Here is a 17,026-nt window from a genome sequence, read left to right as displayed (position 1 = left end):
AGCACCGCAGCAATCGCGCGCCAGGCGCGGGACGGGCTGTGAGGCTTGGTTGGCGAAGCGGGGAGGTTATTGCGTGTCATGCTGGCCGGACCTGAGAGTTGAAAATAAGTAATTGTCCTGCCAGGCCGGAGGGCGGCCGAGGACAAACGGGCGGTTATTATTGCAAGTAATTCTTGTTAACAGAAGTAATACAGTAACTTTATTTGTGCTTTTCCTGGCCGCTGGTCACCTGCGAGGGCTAATCTAGACCTTTGAGAACGGAGTTTTGTGATGTCTGCGCCTTCTGTGGTGATTGCCGGTTGTGGTGATGTAGGGAGCCGGCTGGCAAGTCAATTGCTGGCCGCGGGATGGGAGGTGCATGGCCTGCGACGTAATGTCTCGCGCCTGCCGGAAGGGGTGATTGGCATTGCCGGTGACCTGTTCAATAAAGAGTGTCCCGACACGTGGCCGATCGGCGGCGTGGATTACCTGGTGTACTGCGCCGCTGCAACCGATCACGACGAGGCGGGCTATCGCAAGGCTTATGTCCAGGGCCTGGAGCATGTGTTGGAGTGGCTGGGCGACTATGGCCAGGAGCCCAAACATCTTGTTTTCGTCTCCAGCAGCAGCGTCTACGGCCAGCAGGATGGCGAGTGGGTCGATGAAACCTCGGCCACCCAGGCCGTTGGCTATTCTGGGCAGGTGATGCTGGAAGCCGAGCAAGTGGCATTCGACAGCGGTATCCCAGCCACGACACTGCGCTTGACCGGCATTTACGGTCCGGGTCGTGAGTGGCTGTTGAGCCAGGTGCGTCAAGGCTATCGCGTGGCTGTTGAGCCGCCTCTATATGGCAACCGCATACATGTCGATGATGCGGCGGGGCTGTTGGCCTTTTTGCTGTTGCATGTGGAGCAGGGCGGTACGTTGGACAAGGTCTATATCGGTGTCGACGACGCGCCTGCGCCGCTGTCTGAAGTCGTGGGCTGGCTGCGTGAGTACCTTGGGGTCACCGAGTGGGCCGAAGACGCCAGTGTGCGGCGCGCGGGCAGCAAGCAGTGCAGCAATGCGCGGGCCAAGGCACTGGGCTGGACGCCAACGTATCCAAGCTACCGCGAAGGCTATGCGGCCATCCTCAAAGGCTGAAGCGCGGTTGAAAATGTGGGAGCGGGCCCGTTCCCACATTTAGGTTACTGTTTTTCCAGCAACCACTGGCGTGGCCCGGGGCTCAACTGAGGGACTTCGTCTGGCCGGGAATGATTGATCGCCTGGACAATTTCCAGCGTGTTGCCGTAGCGTACGAAAATCCAGCTGTCTCCCACATCGCCTTTGCCCAGGTACAGGGTGTCATTGCCGGCGCCCTGAGTGGCGCAATCCCCGCCCAGGCATAGCTCGTAGCGGTCACTCTTCCCCAGTCCCGATAGGTTGCCATCCGCGTTGAACACTACGGTGCCGCCGGCGCCCTGCCCTTCAAGGATTTTCCATTGGCCACCCATATAGGCTGAGTTCAGCGCCTGCCGGAATGTGTTCCCCCATTGCGTACCCTCTGCGGCGGGTGGGTAGGGACGCTGGAACACTTGGCCGGGAAGATCCTTGCGAGGCAGTTGGAGTAGTTGCTGACCCTTTAATTGCAGTTCGTCACTGCCATAGCCGTTGTGGTCGACGGTCCATACGCCGGGTGCTTTTGGCAGGAGTTGGCCTTCATCAACCTCAAAGGCACTGCTGGCATTCGCCCTAGCGGTGCGGGTATCGATATCCCACTCCAGGTTCCGGCCATTGGCGCTCAGGGTCTTGAGTAACGGCCGGCCCTGCGCGGCGGCATCGATGGCGGCCTGGTTGATCCAGATCCCACTGATGTCAGCGGGTTGCGGCGCTTGGGTGCAGCCGCCCAGCAAGGCCAGGCCAATGAGGAGTGGTTTGAACATGGGGTCGTCCGAGACAAGGGAGTGTAACTAACGAAAAAGGAGCCCGTAGGCTCCTTTGTTCTGTATCACTGTTTTTCCAGCAACCACTGGCGTGGCCCAGGGGTGAACGAAGGCACTTCGTCGGCCTGGGACGTATTGATCGCCTGGAAAATCTCCAGTTGCTTGTCATTGCGGCTGAAGATCCACGGGTTGCCCTGGCCGCCTTGTTGCAGCCAGATGCTGTCGTAGCCACCGCTCATGGACGCGCAATCGCCTGCCAGGCACAGCGAATACTGGTCAGCGCCCGGCAGGCCGGTCACTTGGCCGTTGGCCTGGAACTGCACGGTCGCGCCGCTGCCGCTGCCGCTGGTGATTTTCCAGCTACCGCCCATATAAGCCGAGTACAGCGCGCGCTCGAAGTTGGCGCCCAGGGGTGCGCCTTCGGGGGCAGGGTCCTTGGGGCGATCAAAGAGCTGTTCGGGCTCGTTGTCGTTGGCCACTTGCAGCAATTGCTTGCCATCACGCTTGAGTTCGGTGGTGGAGCTGCCGTAGAAGTCGACGTTCCAGGTGCCTGACTTTTCACCCTCCAGCTTGCCTTCAGGCCGTTCGAAGCCATTGAAGTAGCGCGCCTGGTAGGCCCGGGTATTGACCTCCCATTCGAGGTTCGGGCCGTAGGCTTGCAGGGCTTCACGCAAAGGGCCGCCCTTGGACGCCGCATCGATGGCGACCTGGTTGATCCAGGTACCGCTCACATCCCGGTCGGCTGGATTGCTGGCGCAGCCGCCAAGGAGTAGGGCGAGCAGCGTGGAGGCAACGAGCGCTTTGCGCATTACGAAATCCTTTTAAAACGAAGTCGGCGCAACCTATTGGGTTGCGCCGAATGTATTACTCGATGACCAGAATCGCGTCCATCTCAACCTGCGAACCCTTGGGCAGGGCGGCAACGCCAATGGCGGCGCGGGCTGGGTAGGGTTGTTCGAAGTACTTGCCCATGATCTCGTTGACCTTGGCAAAGTGGCTCAGGTCGGTGAGGAAAATGTTCAGCTTGACGATGTCCTTGAACGAACCGCCCGCTGCTTCGGCTACCGACTTGAGGTTTTCGAAGACTTGTACGGTCTGGGCTTCGAAGCCTTCAACCAGCTCCATGGTCTTTGGGTCCAGTGGGATCTGGCCGGACATGTAGACGGTGTTGCCCGCCTTGATCGCCTGGGAATAAGTACCGATGGCGGCAGGTGCCTTGTCGCTGGTGATAACAGTCTTGGTCATGAATGACTCCTTGTAATGTCCGGGCTATAGGGGAGGCGTTATGCGCGCATGCGAGTGATGCGGATAACCCCGGTCAGGGCACGCAGTTTCTTGATCACGCGGGCCAGGTGTACGCGGTCGTGCACGCTGACCACCAGTTGGACCACGCTGATGCGACCATCGCGTTCGTCCATGCTGATTTTTTCGATATTGCCATCGGCCGCGTTGACGCTGCTGGCCAGCAAGGCGATCAGCCCGCGCTGGTGCTCCAGCTCGACCCGCAGCTCGACGTTGAATTCGCCGGTGACATCCTTGGCCCATGACAGCTGGATGCATTTTTCCGGGTTGTGGCGGATTTCACTGATATTGCGGCAGTTGTCCAGGTGCACCACCATGCCTTTGCCGGCGGACAGGTGCCCGACAATCGGGTCGCCCGGGATCGGCGTGCAGCACTTGGCGTAGCTGAGGACCAGGCCCTCGGTGCCGCGAATGGCCAGCGGGCCTTCGGGGCTCGGTAGTTGCTCGCCTTCGCCCAGCAGGCGGCGGGCGACGACGTAGGCCATGCGATTGCCCAGGCCGATATCTTCGAGCAGGTCTTCGATGGTTTCCTGGCGGTACTCGTGGAGGATCGCCTGTACGCGCTCGGCGGGGATCTTCTCCAGGGAGCTGTCGAAACCGTTGAGTACCTTGTTCAGCAGGCGCTCGCCCAGGCTGATGGACTCGGAGCGGCGTTGCAGCTTCAGCGCATGGCGAATATGGGTACGTGCCTTGCCGGTGACCACGAAGTTGAGCCACGCCGGATTCGGCCGGGCCCCTGGCGCGCTGACGATCTCCACGGTGGAGCCGCTTTGCAGCGGTTCCGACAGCGGGGCCAGGCGACGATTGATCCGGCATGCGATGCAGCTGTTGCCGACGTCGGTGTGGACCGCGTAGGCAAAGTCGACCGCCGTGGAGCCCTTGGGCAGCTCCATGATCCGGCCTTTGGGCGTGAACACGTAGACCTCGTCCGGGAACAGGTCGATCTTCACGCTTTCGATGAATTCCAGGGAGTTGCCAGCGCGTTGCTGCATTTCCAACACGCCCTTGACCCACTGGCGGGCGCGGGCATGGGTGCCTTTGGGCTGCTCGTCGCCGCTGGATTTGTACAGCCAATGGGCGGCGATGCCGTTGTTGGCCATCTCTTCCATTTCCCGGGTGCGGATCTGGATCTCGATCGGCACCCCATGCATACCGAACAGCGTGGTATGCAGCGACTGGTAGCCGTTGGCCTTGGGAATGGCGATGTAGTCCTTGAAGCGCCCCGGCAGGGGTTTGTACAAATTATGTACAGCGCCCAGCACGCGGTAACAGGTATCGACCTTGTCGACGATGATCCGGAACGCATACACGTCCATGATCTCGTTGAAGGCCCGGCGCTTGCCGCGCATCTTCTTGTAGATGCCGTAGATATGCTTCTGCCGCCCGCTGACTTCGCCTTCAATCTCGTCGATTGCCAGGCAGTGGCTCAGGGACTCTTCGATCTTGTTGACGATTTCCTTGCGATTGCCCCGGGCGCGCTTGACCGCCTGGTAGATGCGCGCCGAGCGCATCGGGTGCATCGCCTTGAAGCCAAGGTCTTCGAATTCGATACGAATGGCATGCATGCCCAGCCGGTTGGCGATGGGCGCGTAGATTTCCAGGGTTTCCTTGGCGATGCGCCGGCGTTTTTCACCGGACAGCACTTCCAGCGTGCGCATGTTGTGCAGCCGGTCGGCCAGCTTGACCAGGATCACCCGGATATCCCGGGCCATGGCCATGGCCATCTTCTGGAAGTTTTCCGCCTGGGCCTCGGCCTTGGTCTCGAAGTTCATCTGGGTCAGCTTGCTGACCCCGTCGACCAGGTCGGCCACGGTTTCGCCAAATTGCGCACTGAGCGCTTCCTTGGCAATGCCGGTGTCTTCGATCACGTCATGCAGCATCGCGGCCATCAGGCTTTGATGGTCCATGTGCATGTCGGCAAGAATATTGGCCACCGCAAGAGGATGGGTGACGTACGCCTCGCCGCTGCGGCGGCGTTGGCCGTCGTGGGCTTGCTCGGCGTAGAAATACGCTCGGCGGACCAGGTTGACCTGGTCGGTACCGAGGTAGGTCGATAAGCGATCGGCGAGGGCGTCTATGCTCGGCAAAGTATTAACTCCTGCCGTAGGCTGTGACCCCGCGCCGTGCTACGTCGACCAGGCATAGGCTTAGACGGCCTCGTTGGACTCGTCCTCGAACGCTGCAAACAGCGGTTCGTCTTCAACGATTTCAGCGCTGGCGATGTAGTCATAGCTCATCACGCCGGCAGCGATTTCGCGCAGGGCCATAACGGTAGGCTTGTCATTTTCCCAATTGAGCAACGGCTCTTTGCCGCCAGTGGCCAATTGACGGGCACGCTTGGTAGAGAGCATGACCAGCTCAAAGCGGTTATCCACGTGTTCTAGGCAGTCTTCAACGGTTACGCGGGCCATGGTATTCCTCGGAGCGAATGCAAGATGCGCGCTGCCCGGTTGGGCGAGCGGACTCAACAGTTTAAAAAATCACCAGCGTTTAGGGAAGCGCTGATTTTGCGCAGGCCCCGGCAAACACGCTACAAGTGCCAATGTAAGGCTCTTGCAGCGGTTTTGGGAAGAGCCATTCAACCGAGCAGTTCGGCCAGCAATTTGCCAAAACGCTGCTGTTGGCGTTTTTGCTGGAGCTGATTGGCGCGGAAAATCGCCTTCAGGTCATCCAGGGCGTGGGCAAAATCGTCGTTGATGATCAGGTAGTCGTAGTCGACATAGTGGCTCATTTCGCTGACGGCTTCGCGCATGCGCCCGTCGATGATCTCGTCACTGTCCTGGCCGCGATTGGTCAGGCGCTGGTGCAAGGCCTCCAGGGACGGCGGCAGAATGAAGATCGAACGCGCCTTGGGCATCAATTGGCGCACCTGTTCGGCGCCCTGCCAGTCGATTTCCAGGATCAGGTCGTGGCCTTCGTCCAGGGTCTGCTGCAAATGGCTCTGGGACGTGCCATAGAGATTGCCGAACACTTCGGCACGCTCCAGGAAGTCGCCATGTTCGATCATCTTCACGAACTCGCTGCGCTCGACGAAGTGATAGTTCACGCCGTTCACCTCACCGGGACGCATGGCGCGAGTGGTGTGGGAGACCGACACGCGGATCTCCGGGTTGGCGTCAGTCAGGGCCTTGACCAGGCTGCTTTTGCCCGCGCCCGAGGGGGCGGAAATGATGTACAGGGTGCCGGTGCTGTGGGTCATGGGAGTTGCCTTACTCAATATTCTGTACTTGTTCGCGCATTTGCTCGATCAACACTTTGAGGTTGACCGCAGCCTGGGTACTACGCGGATCGAAGGCTTTGGAGCCCAGTGTATTGGCTTCGCGGTTGAGTTCCTGCATCAGGAAGTCCAGGCGCCGACCAGCGGCACCAGCCGACTTGAGCACGCGGCGCACTTCCAGGATGTGGGTGCTCAGGCGGTCGAGTTCTTCGGCGACGTCGCTTTTTTGCGCGAGCAGGACCATTTCCTGTTCCAAGCGTACCGGGTCGAGGTCGGCCTTCATGTCGGTGAAGCGGTCGAGCACCTTCTGGCGCTGGGTGGCCAGCATTTGCGGCACCAGTTCGCGCAGGGTCACGACGTCTTCTTCGATGGCCGTCAGGCGCTCATTGATCAGGCGGGCCAGTTCGGCGCCTTCGCGCTCACGGCCGGCCTTGAGCTCCTTGAGGCCCTGGTTGAACAGGGTCAGGGCTTCGGCGTTCAGCGCCTGCGGGTCAGTGGCGTCGGCCACCAGTACGCCGGGCCAGGCCAGGACTTCCAGGGGGTTCAGGGCCGCTGGCTGCTTGATCAGGCTGGCAATGGTTTCGGCGGCGGCGACCAACTGTGCAGCGCGCTCGCGGTCAACCTGCAGTGGCTTGCCGGTGGTTTCTTCGGTAAAGCGCAGGGTGCATTCCAGCTTGCCGCGCGAGATGCCGGCGCGCAGGGCTTCGCGCACTGCGCCTTCAAGGTCGCGAAAGGACTCGGGCAGGCGCAGGTGCGGCTCCAGGTAGCGGCTGTTGACCGAGCGCAATTCCCAGCTCAAGGTGCCCTGGACGCCGGCTTTTTCGACGCGGGCGAAGGCGGTCATGCTATGCACCATGGAGGTACCTCGCGATACAGTCCCGCAAACGGGCGGGCTGATAGGTAGATTGAAGCCAAGTGGCTGCGAAGGCGCAGGATTGTAGCGCAACGGGGCGAGCGCCCCCAAATGCTGGCTGTGACAAAGGGTGCCAGGGGTGTCTATTCGTAACCGAATTTATTAGCAGTGCCGAGAAGTGGCCTGCGGCTCTATAATGCTCGGCAGTTTTTCGTCCTCAGTACAGGTATCCCCTATGAAACGTCCAAGTGGTCGCGCTGCCGATCAGCTCCGCTCGATCCGCATCACCCGCAACTACACCAAACACGCCGAGGGATCTGTACTGGTCGAGTTTGGCGATACCAAGGTCATCTGCACCGTCAGCGTTGAAAATGGCGTGCCACGTTTCCTCAAGGGCCAGGGCCAGGGTTGGTTGACCGCCGAATACGGCATGTTGCCGCGCGCCACCGGCGAGCGTAACCAGCGTGAAGCCAGCCGTGGCAAGCAAGGCGGCCGCACCCTGGAGATCCAGCGCCTGATCGGCCGCTCCCTGCGCGCGGCGCTGGACATGTCTAAACTGGGCGACGTGACCCTGTACGTCGACTGCGACGTGATCCAGGCCGACGGCGGCACTCGCACCGCATCCATTACTGGCGCCATGGTGGCCCTGGTTGATGCGTTGAAAGTAATCAAGAAGCGCGGCGGCCTGAAAGGCGGCGACCCGCTCAAGCAGATGATTGCCGCCGTTTCGGTGGGCATGTATCAGGGCGAGCCGGTGCTGGACCTGGACTACCTGGAGGACTCGGCGGCCGAGACCGACCTGAACGTGGTCATGACCAGCACCGGTGGTTTCATCGAAGTGCAGGGCACCGCCGAAGGCGCGCCGTTCCAGCCGGCAGACCTGAACGCCATGCTGGCCCTGGCCCAGAAAGGCATGAGCGAAATCTTCGAACTACAGACCGCCGCACTGGCTGACTGAAACCAGCCTTAAGGAGCAACGCCATGAGTGACAACCAGCTTCCTGTGCCAGCCCAGACCAAGGAAGTGCGCCAGTGGGCCATGCTCTGTCATTTCGCGGCGTTCCTCGGCCTGGTGTTTCCGTTTGGCAGCGTGCTGGGGCCGTTGATCCTGTGGCAGGTGAAAAAGGACATGGACCCGCTGATCGATGATCAGGGCAAGGAAGCGCTGAACTTCCAGCTGACCGTGGCCATTGCCTGGCTGGTCTGCTTTGTCCTGGGTTTTGTGGTCATTGGTTTCCTGATGATGGCGGTGTTGGTGATTGCCGCGCTGGTGCTGACCATCATTGGGGGCATCAAGGCCAATAAAGGCATTGCCTATCGCTACCCGTGCACATGGCGATTGATCAAATAATGATCGCCCACAAAAAAACCGACAGCGATGTCGGTTTTTTTGTACCTGGATATTGACCTCAGATGGTCAAGGTCCAGTCGTAATCCACGATCAACGGCGCATGTTGCGAGAAGCGCGGTTGACGCGGCAGGCGTGCGCTGCGGACAAACCGGCGCAGGCCGGGGGTCAGCAGTTGGTAGTCAAAACGCCAGCCCAGATTGAGCATCTCGGCCTGTTCGTTGTCCGGCCACCAACTGTACTGGTCACCTTCGCGGCTGACTTCACGCAGGGCATCTACATAACCCATGTTGCCGACAATCTCGTCCATCCAGGCCCGTTCCGGCGCCAGGAAACCCGGGGATTGCTGGCTGTCGCGCCAGTTCTTGATATCCAGCTTCTGTTGCGCCACATACAACGAGCCACAATAAATGTACTCGCGGCGTTTGCGTCGCTGTTTATCCAGATAGCGGGCGAAATCGTCCATTAGCTTGAACTTCTGGTTCAAGTCTTCATCGCCGTTCATCCCCGAAGGGAGCAGCAAGGTAGCAATACTGACTTTGTCGAAATCGGCTTGCAGGTAGCGCCCGTAGCGATCGGCTGTCTCGAAGCCGAGGCCGCTGATGACCGCCTTGGGTTGCAACCGTGAGTACAGAGCCACGCCACCTTGGGCAGGGACTTCGGCATCACAGGCATAAAGGAAGTAGCCATCCAGTTGGAAGGCTGGGTCGTCCAGTTCAAAGGCGGAGGCGCGGGTGTCCTGCAGGCAGATGACGTCGGCATTCTGGGCTTGCAGCCAACTGAGCAAACCACGCTCGACTGCAGCCTGAATACCATTAACGTTCACACTGATGATCCGCATAAATGGCCCCAAAAATCGCGTGCGTGTATGATACACGCCGTCTACCTATTTAGCTAAATCCGTGGTATCTGAGGCTTTTTTCATGCAGGCGTATCAACGCGATTTCATTCGTTTTGCCATCGATCGCGGGGTTTTGCGCTTCGGTGAGTTCACCCTCAAGTCCGGGCGCACCAGCCCATACTTCTTTAATGCCGGCCTGTTCAACTCGGGTTCTGCCCTGGCGCAACTGGGGCGTTTCTACGCGGCTGCCATCGTTGAAAGCGGCATTTCCTTCGACGTGCTGTTTGGCCCAGCCTACAAAGGCATTCCGTTGGCTGCTGCGACCGCAGTGGCCCTGGCTGAACATCACGGCCGGGATCTGCCGTGGTGCTTCAACCGCAAGGAAGCCAAGGCCCATGGCGAAGGCGGCAGCCTGGTCGGCGCACCGTTGACCGGCGACGTGCTGATCATCGACGACGTGATCACCGCCGGCACCGCGATCCGCGAAGTGATGCAGATCATTGCGTCCCAGGATGGCGCCAAGGCCGCTGGCGTATTGATCGCACTGAACCGCCAGGAGCGTGGCAACGGTGAGTTGTCGGCGATCCAGGAAGTGGAGCGTGACTTCGGAATCCCGGTGGTGAGCATTGTCTCGCTGAACCAGGTGTTGCAGTTCCTCGAAGACGACCCACAGCTCAAGCAGCACCTGCCGGCTGTTCGTGCATACCGCGAGCAATTCGGCGTCTGACACCGAACCCTGTGGGAGCGGGCTTGCTCGCGAATACGGTAGGTCAGAAACATATTCAGTGACTGACACTCCGCTTTCGCGAGCAAGCCCGCTCCCACATTTGGATCGCGTGCAAACAAAAGGCCCCGCTCAATTTGATTGAGCGGGGCCTTGTGTTTTCTGGTGCTTAAGGACGCTTGCGATTGCTGATCAGCGTGCCCATGCCGGTATCGGTGAAGATCTCCAGCAACACTGCGTTCGGCACCCGGCCATCGATGATCAACGAGCTGCCAACACCACCTTGCACCGCCTCCAGTGCGCAGCGGATCTTCGGCAGCATGCCGCCGTAGATGGTGCCGTCGGCGATCAAATCGTCGACCTGCTGGGTGGTCAGGCCGGTCAGGACCTTGCCTTCCTTGTCCATCAGGCCGGCGATGTTGGTCAGCAACATCAGCTTCTCGGCCTTCAGGGCCTCGGCAACTTTGCCGGCGACCAGGTCGGCGTTGATGTTGTAGGACTCACCGTTGGCACCCACGCCGATCGGCGCAATCACCGGAATGAAGTCGCCCTTGACCAGCAGGTTCAGCAAGTCGGTGTTGATGCCGATCACTTCGCCTACCTGGCCGATGTCGATGATTTCCGGCTGGGTCATCTCAGGGGTCTTGCGGGTCACGGTAAGTTTCTTCGCGCGGATCAGTTCGGCGTCCTTGCCGGTCAGGCCGATAGCGCTGCCGCCGTGGCGGTTGATCAGGTTGACGATGTCTTTGTTCACCTGGCCGCCGAGGACCATCTCCACCACGTCCATGGTCTGTGCATCGGTGACGCGCATGCCGTCGATGAAATGACTCTCGATGGACAAGCGCTTGAGCAGGTCACCGATCTGCGGCCCGCCGCCGTGCACCACCACCGGGTTGATCCCGACGGCTTTCATCAACACGATGTCGCGGGCAAAGCCGGTTTTCAGCTCGTCGCTTTCCATGGCATTGCCGCCGTACTTGATCACCAGCGTCTTGCCGACGTAGCGTCGAATGTAAGGAAGCGCTTCGGAAAGGACCTTGGCGGTGTTGGCGGCGGCTTCGCGTTCGAGGGTCATTCAGGGCTCCGGGGCAAATAATCAGAACGGTAGTTGGAGATCAGGGGCAACACGTTTCAACTGGGCGTGGAACACGTCCTTGATGCGCTGCAACTCGGCCTCGGTATCCGCCTCGAAACGCAGGACCAGCACCGGCGTGGTGTTGGACGCGCGAACCAGGCCCCAGCCTTCGGCATAATCGACTCGCACACCATCAATGGTGGTCAGGTTGGCGCCTTCACCCCATTGCGCATCGTGCAGTGCGTCAATGATGCTGAATTTGCTCTCTTCGGTCACATGGATATTGATTTCCGGCGTGGAAATATCGTTCGGGAAGGTCTCGAACAGATCTTCGGCGCTGGATTTCTCCTTGCTGAGGATCTCCAGCAGGCGCGCGGCACTGTAGATGCCGTCGTCAAAACCGAACCAGCGCTCCTTGAAGAACACGTGGCCGCTCATTTCGCCGGCCAGTAGGGCGCCGGTTTCCTTCATTTTCTTTTTGATCAACGAGTGACCGGTCTTCCACATCAGCGGACGGCCACCGTATTCCTTGATCAGCGGTGTCAGGCGACGGGTGCACTTCACGTCAAAAATAATCTCGGCGCCTGGGTTGCGCGCCACCACGTCGCGGGCGAACAGCATCAGCAGGCGGTCGGGGAACACGATGCTGCCGGTGTTGGTCACCACGCCCACGCGGTCGCCGTCGCCATCGAAGGCCAGGCCGAGATCGGCGCTCACTTCTTCGACCTTGGCGATCAGATCCACCAGGTTTTCAGGTTTGCCCGGGTCCGGGTGATGGTTGGGGAAGTGGCCGTCGACGTCGCAGAACAGCGGGATCACTTCGCAGTTCAGGGCTTCGAGCAATTGCGGAGCTATCACGCCGGCTGCGCCGTTGCCGCAGTCCACCACGACCTTCAGGCGACGCTCAAGCTTGACGTCACGGGTGATTTCATCCGAATACCGCTGGAGGATATCGACCTGGGTGATGCTGCCTTTGCCGCTGGTCAGGTCGTTGGTTTTCAGGCGCGTGTGCAGGGCCTGGATCTGTTCGTTGGCCAGGGTGTCGCCGGCGATCACGATCTTGAAGCCGTTGTAGTCCGACGGGTTGTGGCTGCCGGTGAGCATGACGCCCGACTTGCCGGCCAGCACGTTGGCGGCGTAGTACAGCGCCGGGGTCGGCACCAGGCCGACGTCGCTGACATGGCAGCCGCTGTCGGCCAGGCCCTGGATCAGGCGCTCCACCAGCTCGGGGCCGGACAGGCGGCCATCACGGCCTACCGAGACGTTGGGCTCGCCCTGGGCCAGGCTCTGGGAGCCGATGGCGCGGCCGATCCAGTAGGCGGTTTCGGCGGTCAGGGTTTTCGGCACGACGCCACGGATGTCGTAGGCGCGGAAAATGCTGTCGGGAAACGTCGGTGCGACTGGGGCTGCGTTGCTCATCACTGGGGAAACTCCATCGATACGGTACGGACAGGCCTGAATGTGGCGACCGGCAGGCTCAAACTGAAGGGTAAGACGGCGTTTTTGCCCTAGAGTTCGTGGTGCGAAAATGCCATCGGGGCATGTCGGACGCAGAGCCCGGCATGCCTGAGCGTAGTCAGTGGCTGCCGGAATGCCCGAAACCGCCCGCGCCACGCTGGGTTTCGTCGAACTCGGTCACCAGCTCGAAATGCGCTTGCACCACCGGCACCAGGACCAGTTGAGCGATGCGCTCGCCGACGGCGATGTTGAAAGCGGTCTGGCCACGGTTCCAGCACGAGACCATCAATTCGCCCTGGTAGTCGGAGTCGATCAGGCCCACGAGGTTGCCCAGCACGATCCCGTGTTTGTGACCCAGGCCGGAGCGCGGCAGGATCAGCGCTGCCAGGCCGGGATCGCCGACGTAGATCGACAGGCCGGTGGGGATCAGCAGAGTCTGGCCCGGCTCAAGGACGGTGTCCTGCTTGAGCATGGCGCGCAGGTCCAGGCCGGCGGAGCCCGGTGTGGCGTAGGCCGGCAGTGGGAATTCGCTGCCGATGCGGGGGTCGAGGATCTTGGCTTGCAAAGCGTGCATGGAAATTAAACCTGGTTCAGCCGTTGGGCGATAAAAGAGATCAGTTGGCGGGCAATCTTGCCCTTGCTGGTCTGGGCGAAAAGGGTGGCGTGCAGTTCGCGGTCAATCACGCTGCAAGCGTTTTCCTCGCTGTTGAAGCCGATACTCGGGTTGGCGACATCATTGGCAACGATCAGGTCGAGGTTTTTGTCTTTGAGTTTGCGTGCGGCGTAGTCCAGCAGGTTTTCGGTCTCGGCGGCGAAACCGACGCTGAACGGACGATCCGCGCGGGTGGCGATGGTGGCCAAAATGTCCGGGTTGCGCACCATTTGCAGGAGCAGGCCGTCGCCGCTTGTAGGGTCTTTCTTGAGTTTTTGCGGCGCAACCACTTCCGGGCGGTAGTCTGCGACCGCTGCCGAAGCGATAAACACATCGCAGGGAATCGCTGCCTCACAGGCCGCAAGCATGTCGCGGGCGCTGACTACGTCGATGCGGGTGACCCGGTCTGGGGTTGGCAGATGCACTGGGCCTGTGATCAGGGTCACGCGCGCGCCTGCCTCAACCGCCGCTTCAGCCAGGGCAAAGCCCATTTTCCCTGAGCTATGGTTGGTGATGTAGCGCACCGGGTCGATGTTTTCCTGGGTCGGGCCGGCGGTAATCAGCACGTGCTTGCCGGTCAGGGCCAGGTGCTGGAAGCACTCGGCGGCGCACAGCGCCAGGTCGGTGGCTTCGAGCATGCGGCCCAGGCCGACGTCGCCACAGGCCTGGCTGCCGGAGGCCGGGCCGAAGACCTTGAGGCCACGGCTTTGCAGCAGTTGGGTGTTGGCCTGGGTCGCCGGGTCGCGCCACATGGCCTGGTTCATCGCGGGAGCGATGGCGACAGTGGCGTCGGTGGCCAGTACCAGTGTGGTCAGCAGATCGTCGGCAATGCCTTGGGCGAGGCGGGCGATCAGGTCGGCAGTGGCGGGTGCGATCAGCACCAGGTCGGCCCATTTTGCCAGCTCGATATGACCCATGGCAGCTTCGGCGGCCGGGTCCAGCAAATCCAGGTGAACCGGGTGGCCGGACAGGGCCTGCATGGTCAGCGGGGTGATGAACTCACTGCCGCCACGGGTCATGACCACACGCACTTCGGCGCCCTGGTCCAGGAGCCTGCGAACCAACTCTGCGCTCTTGTAGGCGGCAATGCCGCCGCCGACGCCGAGAACGATGCGTTTCCGATACAGACGCTGCATTGGTTTGCCTTTCCAGTTCAGTGATGGCGTTGCGATCCCCCCTCCCCAGGTGAAATCGCGCGCAAAAAAGAGCGGCTAAGATAACACAGCGCCCGCCATGCAACAGCGGCGCACATGCACACGGAGGTGCCATGAGTATTCGCAACTGGCCTGTGGCGGAGCGGCCACGGGAGAAGCTTTTGGAGTTGGGGGCGGCGAGTCTCTCGGATGCCGAGCTGCTGGCGATTTTCCTGCGTACCGGCGTCTCGGGTAAAAGTGCCGTGGACCTGGCGCGCCATCTGTTGGCGCAATTTGGCAGCCTGCGTGCGCTGCTGGAGGCCCGGCAGAGCGTATTCATCCAGCATCTGGGCCTGGGGCCGGCGAAGTTTGCCCAACTGCAGGCTGTGCTGGAAATGGGTCGGCGCCATCTGGCCGAGCATGTGCGTAATGAGTCGGTGCTGGAAAGCCCGGTGGCGGTGCGTGATTACCTCAAGGCCCTGCTGCGTCATGAGCCCCACGAGATATTTGGTTGCCTGTTTCTCGACTCAAGGCATCGGGTGCTGGGCTTCGAAGCATTGTTCCAGGGCACCATCGACAGCGCTACGGTCTACCCGCGACAAGTGGTCAAGCGCGCCCTGGACTACAACGCTGCGGCATTGATCCTGTGTCACAACCATCCATCCGGGAGCACCGAGCCGAGCATTGCTGATCGAAAATTGACCAAAGTGCTGCAAAAGGCCCTGGATCTGGTGGATGTGCGGGTACTGGATCACATTATTGTCGGCGATGGTGACCCGCTGTCGATGGCCGAATATGGATGGATATAACGCAATCCCTTGTAGGAGCCGGCAAGCCGGTTCCTACAAGGGGCGGGTCAGGGTTTGACGCTGACTTTGGAGAAGTCCTGCCGCCCAAACGGGCTGACCTGGTACCCCTCGACATTCTTGCGTGTCAGGGCAAAGGCCGTCGGGTGAGCCAGTGGCAACCATAGCGCCTGCTGTTGGATCTGCGCCTGCGCCTGTTGGTACAGCTTGCTGCGCACGCCTTGCTCGTTGGTGGTCTTGCCAGCGCTGATCAGCTTGTCCAGAGCCGGGTCGCAGTAACGGGCGAAGTTGGTGCCGGATTTGACCGCCGCGCAGGAAAACTGCGGGGTCAGGAAGTTGTCCGGGTCGCCATTGTCGCCGGCCCAGCCCATGAACAGCAGGTCGTGCTCACCGGCCTTGGCGCGGCGGATCAGCTCGCCCCATTCGATCACGCGGATCTCTGCCTGGATGCCGATCTTGGCCAGGTCGGCCTGCAATAGCTGGGCGCCCAGGCTCGGGTTGGGATTGAGCAGGCTGCCAGATGGCCGGGTCCAGATAGTGGTCTTGAAACCGTCCTTGAGCCCGGCGCGATCCAGCAGCCCCTTGGCCTTGGCGATGTCCTGTGGATACCCCGGCAGCTCCTTGGCAAAACCCCAGGTATTGGGCGGGTAAGGCCCATTGGCAGCTTCGGCGGTGCCTTCAAACACAGCCTTGAGGTAGCTGGCCTTGTCGAAGGCCAGGTTGATTGCCTGGCGCACTTCGGGTTTGTCCAGTGGCGGGTGCTGGCTGTTGATGGCGACAAAGGCCGTCATGAAGGCGGCAGTTTTTTCCACCTTGAGCACTGCGTCCTTTTGCGCCTCACCGATATCCAGGGGCTTGGGCGACAAGGCAATCTGGCATTCATCCCGGCGCAGCTTCTGCAAGCGCACATTGGCGTCCGGGGTGATGGCAAAGATCAAGTTATCCACAGCCGGTTTGCCGGCAAAGTAATCCGGGTTGGCCTTGTAGCGAATGGCCGCATCTTTCTGGAAGCGCCCGAACACGAACGGCCCGGTGCCGATGGGTTGGCTATTGAGCTTTTCCGGGGTGCCGGCCTTGAGCAGCTTGCCTGCGTATTCGGCCGGGTAGATCGAGGCAAAGCCCATGCTCAGCGCGGCAAGGAACGTGGAGTCGGCGTGATCCAGGGTAAAACGCACGGTCAGCGGGTCCAGGGCGTCGATCTTTTTGATCAGCGCTGGCAGTTGCAACGACTGGGCATGGGGGAAGCCGCTCTGGGCGATCTTGTGCCAGGGGTTGGCCGGGTCGAGCATGCGCTCGAAGCTGAAACGCACGTCTTCGGCGGTCAGGCTGCGGCTCGGGCTGAAGTACGCGGTGCGGTGGAATTTGACGTCCGGGTGCAATTTAAAGGTGTAGGTCAGGCCGTCCGGCGAGACTTCCCAGCTATCGGCCAGGCTCGGCACCAGCTTGCCGCTCGCGGCGTCGAAGTCCACCAGGCGGTTCATCAGCACATCCGCCGAGGCGTTGGTGGTGGTCAGCGAGTTGTATTGCACCACATCGAACCCTTCGGGGCTGGCCTCGGTGCAGACGCTCAGCGTAGAGGCTGCCTGGGCCAGCGGGGCGAGGAAGAGCGGGGCGAGCAATAAGGGTAGGGCAGCGAGACGCATGGTCGGTTTCCTGTGCAGATCGAAGGCCCATCTGCGAGTGCAGTCTGGAAAAGTCCTACCGTAGTAGGCTGATT

17 protein-coding genes and 1 pseudogene are annotated in these 17,026 nt (G+C 60.9%); 5 read left to right on the top strand and 13 right to left on the bottom strand.

Annotated features, from left to right (window positions below):
• The first annotated feature begins 270 nt into the window (after positions 1–270).
• Positions 271–1,122, top strand: a complete 852-nt coding sequence (locus BFQ03_RS17200; protein ID WP_032856806.1) for an NAD-dependent epimerase/dehydratase family protein — start codon at positions 271–273, stop codon at positions 1,120–1,122.
• A gap of 44 nt (positions 1,123–1,166) precedes the next feature.
• Here the strand turns inward: BFQ03_RS17200 and BFQ03_RS17195 are convergent, their stop codons facing one another.
• The 7 genes from BFQ03_RS17195 to BFQ03_RS17165 form a co-directional block, all read right to left on the bottom strand.
• Positions 1,167–1,901: a hypothetical protein gene (locus BFQ03_RS17195; protein WP_032856808.1), complete on the bottom strand. Its 735-nt coding sequence runs from the start codon at positions 1,899–1,901 to the stop codon at positions 1,167–1,169.
• A 65-nt stretch (positions 1,902–1,966) separates the two neighbouring features.
• Positions 1,967–2,710 carry a hypothetical protein gene (locus BFQ03_RS17190; protein WP_032856809.1) on the bottom strand — a complete coding sequence of 248 codons (744 nt, stop codon included), beginning with the start codon at positions 2,708–2,710 and terminating at the stop codon, positions 1,967–1,969.
• Between the two features lie 55 nt (positions 2,711–2,765).
• Positions 2,766–3,146 (bottom strand): RidA family protein, encoded by a 381-nt coding sequence (locus BFQ03_RS17185; RefSeq protein WP_025130815.1) that lies wholly within the window; start codon positions 3,144–3,146, stop codon positions 2,766–2,768.
• Between the two features lie 38 nt (positions 3,147–3,184).
• Positions 3,185–5,290 (bottom strand): bifunctional GTP diphosphokinase/guanosine-3',5'-bis pyrophosphate 3'-pyrophosphohydrolase, encoded by a 2,106-nt coding sequence (gene spoT / locus BFQ03_RS17180; protein ID WP_032856810.1) that lies wholly within the window; start codon positions 5,288–5,290, stop codon positions 3,185–3,187.
• A gap of 60 nt (positions 5,291–5,350) precedes the next feature.
• Positions 5,351–5,614: a DNA-directed RNA polymerase subunit omega gene (rpoZ, locus tag BFQ03_RS17175; RefSeq protein WP_032856811.1), complete on the bottom strand. Its 264-nt coding sequence runs from the start codon at positions 5,612–5,614 to the stop codon at positions 5,351–5,353.
• A gap of 167 nt (positions 5,615–5,781) precedes the next feature.
• Positions 5,782–6,402: a guanylate kinase gene (gene gmk / locus BFQ03_RS17170; protein ID WP_032856812.1), complete on the bottom strand. Its 621-nt coding sequence runs from the start codon at positions 6,400–6,402 to the stop codon at positions 5,782–5,784.
• A 10-nt stretch (positions 6,403–6,412) separates the two neighbouring features.
• The gene (locus tag BFQ03_RS17165; RefSeq protein WP_032856813.1) at positions 6,413–7,276 is read right to left on the bottom strand and encodes a YicC/YloC family endoribonuclease; all 864 of its coding nucleotides are present in this window, start codon (positions 7,274–7,276) and stop codon (positions 6,413–6,415) included.
• A 232-nt stretch (positions 7,277–7,508) separates the two neighbouring features.
• On the opposite strand from BFQ03_RS17165, the gene rph reads away from it, so the two are divergent.
• Entirely contained in the window at positions 7,509–8,231 is a 723-nt protein-coding gene (gene rph, locus BFQ03_RS17160) for a ribonuclease PH (RefSeq protein ID WP_029289820.1), read from the top strand.
• Between the two features lie 23 nt (positions 8,232–8,254).
• On the top strand, positions 8,255–8,623 hold the full coding sequence (locus BFQ03_RS17155; RefSeq protein WP_065943612.1) for a DUF4870 domain-containing protein: 369 nt from the start codon (positions 8,255–8,257) through the stop codon (positions 8,621–8,623).
• A gap of 58 nt (positions 8,624–8,681) precedes the next feature.
• On the opposite strand, the gene BFQ03_RS17150 is transcribed toward BFQ03_RS17155, so the two are convergent.
• Positions 8,682–9,461 (bottom strand): exodeoxyribonuclease III, encoded by a 780-nt coding sequence (locus BFQ03_RS17150; RefSeq protein ID WP_029289816.1) that lies wholly within the window; start codon positions 9,459–9,461, stop codon positions 8,682–8,684.
• A gap of 82 nt (positions 9,462–9,543) precedes the next feature.
• On the opposite strand from BFQ03_RS17150, the gene pyrE reads away from it, so the two are divergent.
• Positions 9,544–10,188, top strand: coding sequence for an orotate phosphoribosyltransferase (pyrE, locus tag BFQ03_RS17145; RefSeq protein WP_021492595.1), 645 nt, complete (start codon positions 9,544–9,546; stop codon positions 10,186–10,188).
• Between the two features lie 166 nt (positions 10,189–10,354).
• Here pyrE and argB read toward each other — a convergent pair whose 3' ends face one another.
• The 4 genes and pseudogenes from argB to coaBC all read right to left on the bottom strand — a co-directional run bounded on the left by argB (position 10,355) and on the right by coaBC (position 14,506).
• A complete protein-coding gene (gene argB, locus BFQ03_RS17140; protein WP_029289812.1) occupies positions 10,355–11,260 on the bottom strand; it encodes an acetylglutamate kinase in 906 nt (301 codons plus the stop codon).
• A gap of 21 nt (positions 11,261–11,281) precedes the next feature.
• Positions 11,282–12,688, bottom strand: a pseudogene (locus tag BFQ03_RS17135) (phosphomannomutase/phosphoglucomutase); the annotation flags it as partial.
• Positions 12,689–12,836: 148 nt separating this feature from the next.
• Positions 12,837–13,292, bottom strand: a complete 456-nt coding sequence (dut, locus tag BFQ03_RS17130; protein ID WP_029289808.1) for a dUTP diphosphatase — start codon at positions 13,290–13,292, stop codon at positions 12,837–12,839.
• A 5-nt stretch (positions 13,293–13,297) separates the two neighbouring features.
• Complete coding sequence (gene coaBC / locus BFQ03_RS17125; RefSeq protein WP_029289805.1) at positions 13,298–14,506, bottom strand: bifunctional phosphopantothenoylcysteine decarboxylase/phosphopantothenate--cysteine ligase CoaBC; 1,209 nt, start codon at positions 14,504–14,506, stop codon at positions 13,298–13,300.
• Positions 14,507–14,637: 131 nt separating this feature from the next.
• On the opposite strand from coaBC, the gene radC reads away from it, so the two are divergent.
• A complete protein-coding gene (radC, locus tag BFQ03_RS17120) occupies positions 14,638–15,312 on the top strand; it encodes a RadC family protein (protein WP_032856818.1) in 675 nt (224 codons plus the stop codon).
• 47 nt (positions 15,313–15,359) lie between these two features.
• Here radC and BFQ03_RS17115 read toward each other — a convergent pair whose 3' ends face one another.
• Positions 15,360–16,952 carry an ABC transporter substrate-binding protein gene (locus tag BFQ03_RS17115; protein ID WP_065943611.1) on the bottom strand — a complete coding sequence of 531 codons (1,593 nt, stop codon included), beginning with the start codon at positions 16,950–16,952 and terminating at the stop codon, positions 15,360–15,362.
• Positions 16,953–17,026 lie beyond the last annotated feature (74 nt).

The organism is Pseudomonas sp. 25 R 14 (assembly GCF_900004755.1).
Classification (GTDB): Bacteria; Pseudomonadota; Gammaproteobacteria; order Pseudomonadales; family Pseudomonadaceae; genus Aquipseudomonas; species Aquipseudomonas brenneri.
Note: the sequence above shows the minus strand (reverse complement) of the source record. Positions and strands in the feature narration are given on the sequence as shown.